Origin of the sequence: Herbaspirillum sp. UBA812 (genome assembly GCF_002296545.1) — a bacterium.
GTDB classification, from domain to species: Bacteria; Pseudomonadota; Gammaproteobacteria; order Burkholderiales; family Burkholderiaceae_D; genus Herbaspirillum; species Herbaspirillum huttiense.
On record NZ_DBIC01000195.1, the window covers coordinates 1 to 4,981 of the forward strand.

The window sequence follows — 4,981 nt, forward strand, 5'->3', positions numbered from 1 at the left end:
CTGGGAGATCCGGGTCGGACAACAAGTGGTCGCCCATCATCGCGCTCTGGAGGTCGGCATCGCCGTGGCCTACACCACCGGCGGCGAACTGGTGGCTTACCAGCCGGACGGCCAGCCGGTCACGCGCGGCAGCTGGTACTTCAGCAGCGGCGTGAACTCGCGTGCGGTGGTGATCAACTTCCTGGGGCGGGTACGGATCTGCAATCCCGTCCTCGATAACCAGTGCAGCCTGGCCGCGCCCGAGTAGATCGCCGGTGCCGCCGGCCTTGCGGGCGATCCGGCAAAGCCGTGTATATTGACGGGCATCCGGCCTCGCCCCTGGCAGGCCTTGCCGCCTACTTCGTGTTAGCACACCATGACTTCCACTGCAGATCCGCTCTACCTGTTCGACATCGAGAATGACCAGCAAGCCATGGCCCTGGCCTTGCTGCAAGCCGGCTTCGGCATGCTCGACACCACCCCCAATCCGCGCGTGGGCTGCGTCATCGTCAAGGACCGGCGCATCATCGGTGCCGGCTTCACCCAGCCGCCCGGCGGCAACCACGCCGAAATCCAGGCCATGGCCGATGCCGCCGCGCGCGGACACGACGTGCGCGGTGCCACCGTCTACGTCACGCTGGAACCCTGCAGCCATTTCGGCCGCACCCCGCCCTGTGCCGATGCGCTGGTGCGCGCCGGCGTGGCACGCGTGGTTGCCGCCATTGCCGACCCCAACCCGCTGGTCGCGGGACAGGGCCTGGCCCGCCTGCAGGCAGCCGGCATCGAAGTCGCCTGCGGAATGCTGGAAGAAGAAGCGCGCGAGATCAACATCGGCTTCCTGCATCGCATGCGCACCGGCCGTCCGTGGGTGCGCATGAAGAGCGCCGCCAGCCTGGATGGCAAAACCGCCCTGCACAATGGCGTGAGCCAGTGGATCACCAGCCAGGCCGCGCGCGACGACGGCCACATCTGGCGCGCCCGCGCCTGCGCCATCATGGCCGGCATCGGCACCATCCAGAAGGACGATGCGCAACTCACCGTGCGCGCCATCGACACCCCGCGCCAGCCGCGCCGCATCGTGGTCGACAGCAAGCTGATCGTCTCGCCCGAAGCGCGCGTGATCCAAGGCGGCAATACCTGGGTCTTCACCGCCACCGATGACCGCGAAAAGCGCGCCGCGCTGGAAGCCGAGGGGGCCGAAGTCATCCTGCTGGACAACGCCGAAGGCAAGGTGGACCTGCCGGGCCTGGTGCGTGAACTGGGCCAGCGCCAGATCAATGAATTGCACGTGGAAGCCGGCGCCAAGCTCAATGGCGCGCAGATCCGCGCAGGCTGCGTGGATGAACTGCTGGTCTACCTGGCCCCGGCCCTGATCGGCGATGGCCGCAACATGTTCGAGCTGCCGCCGCTGGAAGACCTGTCGGGCAAGATCGGCATCCACTTCCACGAGGTCAAGCAGGTCGGGCCGGATTTGCGTATCCTTGCCCGTTTCGCGTAAGCGTTTTTTGCTTTTTCTTTCAGATTTTTTGTATCAGGACTGAATCATGTTTACAGGAATCGTTGCCGCCGTCGGCACCATCACCTCCGTCACCCCTTTGGCAGCCGGCCCTGACGCCGGTGTGCGCCTGACCATCGATGCGGGCAGCCTGCCCATGGCCGACGTTGGCCTGGGCGATTCGATTGCGCTCAATGGTGCCTGCATGACCGTAGTGGAGAAGACCGCCAGCGGCTTCACCGTCGATGTCTCGCGGGAAAGCCTGCGCCTGACGGCCGGGCTGGACGCCCCTGGCGAAGTCAATCTGGAAAAGGCCCTGACTCTGGCCGAGCGCCTGGGCGGCCACCTGGTCTCCGGCCACGTCGATGGCCTGGGACAGGTGCATTCCTTCGAGCCCGTGGGTGAATCGCGCGAGCTGATCGTCGATGCACCCAAGGCACTGGGCAAGTACCTGGCTTACAAGGGATCGATCGTGGTCAATGGCGTGTCGCTGACGGTCAACCGCGTGGAAGACCTGGCCGATGCCTGCCGCTTCTCGATCAACCTGATTCCGCATACGGTGGAAGTGACCACGCTCAAGCATCTGAAGGCGGGCAGCAAGGTCAATCTGGAGATTGACCTGATTGCGCGCTATGTGGAGCGCATGCTGTCTTCCTCGACCGTTTCCTGAGCCTCACGCCTCCCTGCAGGTCGTCCTCAGCGGCGGCCTGCATCACCGATCTCCGCAATCACCGCACGGCACACCGGACTGTTCCCATCAGCCAGCGGGAACAGCACCGTGTAGTGATGCGTCTGCGGCACCACGTGATGCGCCACCACCTGCGGCCAGCAGTTGGCCATCACGGCCGCCTGCAGGTGGAATTGCGCGGTCTCCAGTTCACCAATGATGGTATGCATGCGCGTACCCGTGGGCCCGGCCTGCAGCACCGGTGAGAGCGCATCCGCACGCTGCTCGTCCAGCGTCAGTGCCTTGTTGAGCGAAGTCGGGATCAACGGCACCAGATCGAACACGCCACTGATGGCAAAGACGGCCTGCACCGGCAAGGCACTCGCCTGCGCGGCCACGAAGGCCGCCAGATGGCCGCCCGCCGAATGCCCCATCAGCGAGACACGATTCACATCGATGCCCAAGCGATCCGCCTGCTGCGCAATGGTGGCAAGCAACGCCTGCACCTCTGCCACCATGTCCTCGATGTGAGCCTGCGGGGCCAGCGAATAATTGATCACCGCCACGCTGATGCCCGCCTTGACGTAAGGCGCGGCGATGAAGCCGATGTCACGCTTGTCGCCGCCCTGCCAGTAACCACCGTGGATGAACACCAGCAAAGGCCGCTGCGCCCCTTGCGCACGATAGAAATCGAAGCGCTGCAGCGGTGCATCACCATAGGCGATGTCGGACTCGGTCAGCAAGGCAGTGGCAATGGCCGCTGTCGCCTGCTGCCACTGCTGCAGCACCTGCGGGAAATCCGGAAAGGCGGCCTTGAGGTTGTAACCCGCTTCGCACTCGGCGATGGGGCAAAGGACGCGGCGAGCGTCCGTCTTGATTTGATGGGGGAGCATTCAGTTTTCCTTAACGCTGTTTGCCACAGCATTAAACCTGCGTTAATGATCAATATCCGCGCAACAAGCACCTCACACGCTCAGATACTGATCCCACAATTCCGTCTGCACCGACAGCTGTGCCGAATCACCCTGCCAGACCACCTTGCCCTTTTCAAGGATGGTGTGCTGGTCGGCAAAGCCGATCAACCGCTTGATGTACTTGTCGATGACGATGATGGTCAGCCCATATTCGCGCAAGGCTTTCAGGCAAGTCCAGATTTCTTCCCGCACCAGCGGCGCCAGCCCTTCGGTGGCTTCATCCAGGATCAGCAGATGCGGATTGGTCATCAGCGCCCGGCCGATGGCCAGCATCTGCTGCTCGCCGCCGGAGAGCTGGCCGCCGCCATTGTGGCGGCGCTCCTTCAGACGCGGGAACTGCTGATAAATCTTTTCCAGCGTCCACGGATTGTCACGGCCGTTGCGCCGCGCCGCGAAGGCGGACAGATTTTCTTCCACGCTCAGGTTCTTGAAGATCTGCCGTCCCTCCGGCACGATGGCGATGCCGCGCCGGGCAATCGCATCGGCACTGGCGCTGTGGATGGCTTCGCCACGAAAGCGCACCACGCCGCCGGTCGGGCGATTCAATCCGAGGATGGTGCGCAGCGTGGTGGTCTTGCCCATGCCATTGCGGCCCAGCAGGGTCACCACTTCGCCTTCCCTGACCTGCATGTTGATCCCGAACAGGACCTGGCTCGCGCCATAGCCGCCGGTCAGGCCTTCCACTTCCAGCAAAGCACTCATTGCGTTTCCTCCTCGCCCAGGTAGGCCAGCTTGACCTCGGCATTGGCGCGGATCTCCTCCACGCTGCCGGTGGCCAGCACCGCCCCCTGCACCAGCACCGTCATGCGGTCGGCCAGGGCGAAGACGGCCTCCATGTCATGTTCCACCAGCACCACCGTCAGCTCCTCTTTGAGGGACTGGATCAGCGCGATCATGTCGCCGGACTCCTCATGGCCCATGCCGGCCATCGGTTCATCCATCAACAGCACGCGCGGACCGCAGGCGATGGCCAGGCCCACATCCAGCCGACGCCGCGCTCCATGCGAGAGCTGCGACGACAACTGATGCGCAACCTTCTCCAATCCGACCCGGCGCGCCACCGTCATGGCCGCTTCGCGGGCGGCGCGATCACTCGCGCTGGCATGGAAGAAGCCATAGCTGCGATGCTGCCCGCGCTGCACGGCCACCTGCAGGTTGTCCAGCACGCTCAGTTCATCGAAGACGCTGGTGATCTGGAACGAACGCACCAGCCCGGCCGCCACCCGCGCCTGTTCCGCGTGGCCATGCATGGGCTGCCCGAACAGGTAGACCTCGCCCGCATCCGCTGCCAGCGCCCCGGAAAGCAGGGACAGCAAGGTCGTCTTGCCCGCACCATTGGGACCAATGATGGCGTGCACGTGGCCCGCTGCAATCTCCAGGTCGACATCGCGCGTGGCCGCCAGGCCGCCGTAGTTTTTCTTCAGGCCCTTGACCGAGAGGGCCACCGCTGCCTGTTCACGCCCCATGCTGCTCTCCCTGCTTGAGTGTCTTGCCGATGGTGGCCAGCGAGCTCACGCCGCGCGGCGCCACCATGACCACCAGCAAGAGGATCAGGCCGACATAGATCTGCCAGTATTCGAAATGAGTGGACAGCACTTCTTCCAGCAACAGGAAGGCCGCCGCACCGAACAGGCCGCCGTAGAAATATCCGACCCCGCCCAGCGCCACCATCACCAGCAGGATGCCGGACTGCGACCAGTGCAGCAGCTTGGGGCTGGCAAAGAGATTGCTCATGCCGATGAGGCTGCCGGCCAGTCCCGCGATGACGGCGGCGATCACGAACGCCGCCAGCTTGTAGCGCAGCGCCGGATAGCCGATGGCCTGGGCGCGCCGCTCGTTCTGCCGTATCGCATTCAAGGCCAGGCC

6 protein-coding genes and 1 pseudogene are annotated in these 4,981 nt (G+C 64.4%); 3 read left to right on the top strand and 4 right to left on the bottom strand.

Translation table 11 applies throughout. The annotated features are described in order from the left end of the window. The 3 genes and pseudogenes from B3873_RS12960 to B3873_RS12970 form a co-directional block, all read left to right on the top strand. Positions 1-247, top strand: a pseudogene (locus B3873_RS12960) (pilus assembly protein); the annotation flags it as partial. A gap of 108 nt (positions 248-355) precedes the next feature. After that, on the top strand, positions 356-1,477 hold the full coding sequence (gene ribD, locus B3873_RS12965) for a bifunctional diaminohydroxyphosphoribosylaminopyrimidine deaminase/5-amino-6-(5-phosphoribosylamino)uracil reductase RibD (RefSeq protein ID WP_286866545.1): 1,122 nt from the start codon (positions 356-358) through the stop codon (positions 1,475-1,477). A 46-nt stretch (positions 1,478-1,523) separates the two neighbouring features. Next, positions 1,524-2,144 carry a riboflavin synthase gene (locus tag B3873_RS12970; protein ID WP_034335801.1) on the top strand — a complete coding sequence of 207 codons (621 nt, stop codon included), beginning with the start codon at positions 1,524-1,526 and terminating at the stop codon, positions 2,142-2,144. A gap of 26 nt (positions 2,145-2,170) precedes the next feature. Here the strand turns inward: B3873_RS12970 and B3873_RS12975 are convergent, their stop codons facing one another. From B3873_RS12975 to B3873_RS12990, 4 genes are all read right to left on the bottom strand, one after another. Beyond that, the gene (locus B3873_RS12975) at positions 2,171-3,034 is read right to left on the bottom strand and encodes an alpha/beta hydrolase (RefSeq protein ID WP_286866547.1); all 864 of its coding nucleotides are present in this window, start codon (positions 3,032-3,034) and stop codon (positions 2,171-2,173) included. A 72-nt stretch (positions 3,035-3,106) separates the two neighbouring features. Further along, positions 3,107-3,817 (bottom strand): ABC transporter ATP-binding protein, encoded by a 711-nt coding sequence (locus B3873_RS12980; RefSeq protein ID WP_286866549.1) that lies wholly within the window; start codon positions 3,815-3,817, stop codon positions 3,107-3,109. Further along, entirely contained in the window at positions 3,814-4,581 is a 768-nt protein-coding gene (locus B3873_RS12985) for an ABC transporter ATP-binding protein (RefSeq protein ID WP_286866551.1), read from the bottom strand. The genes B3873_RS12980 and B3873_RS12985 overlap by 4 nt, the downstream gene beginning before the upstream one ends. Continuing rightward, a partial coding sequence (locus tag B3873_RS12990; RefSeq protein WP_286866553.1) for a branched-chain amino acid ABC transporter permease occupies positions 4,571-4,981 on the bottom strand: 411 nt, incomplete at its 5' end. The genes B3873_RS12985 and B3873_RS12990, both read right to left, overlap by 11 nt.

Coding starts and splice junctions, on each gene's coding strand:
- ribD (WP_286866545.1), top strand. CDS start 356: ATGACTTCCACTGCAGATCCGCTCTACCTGTTCGACATCGAGAATGAC.
- B3873_RS12985 (WP_286866551.1), bottom strand. CDS start 4,581: ATGGGGCGTGAACAGGCAGCGGTGGCCCTCTCGGTCAAGGGCCTGAAG.
- B3873_RS12980 (WP_286866549.1), bottom strand. CDS start 3,817: ATGAGTGCTTTGCTGGAAGTGGAAGGCCTGACCGGCGGCTATGGCGCG.
- B3873_RS12970 (WP_034335801.1), top strand. CDS start 1,524: ATGTTTACAGGAATCGTTGCCGCCGTCGGCACCATCACCTCCGTCACC.
- B3873_RS12975 (WP_286866547.1), bottom strand. CDS start 3,034: ATGCTCCCCCATCAAATCAAGACGGACGCTCGCCGCGTCCTTTGCCCC.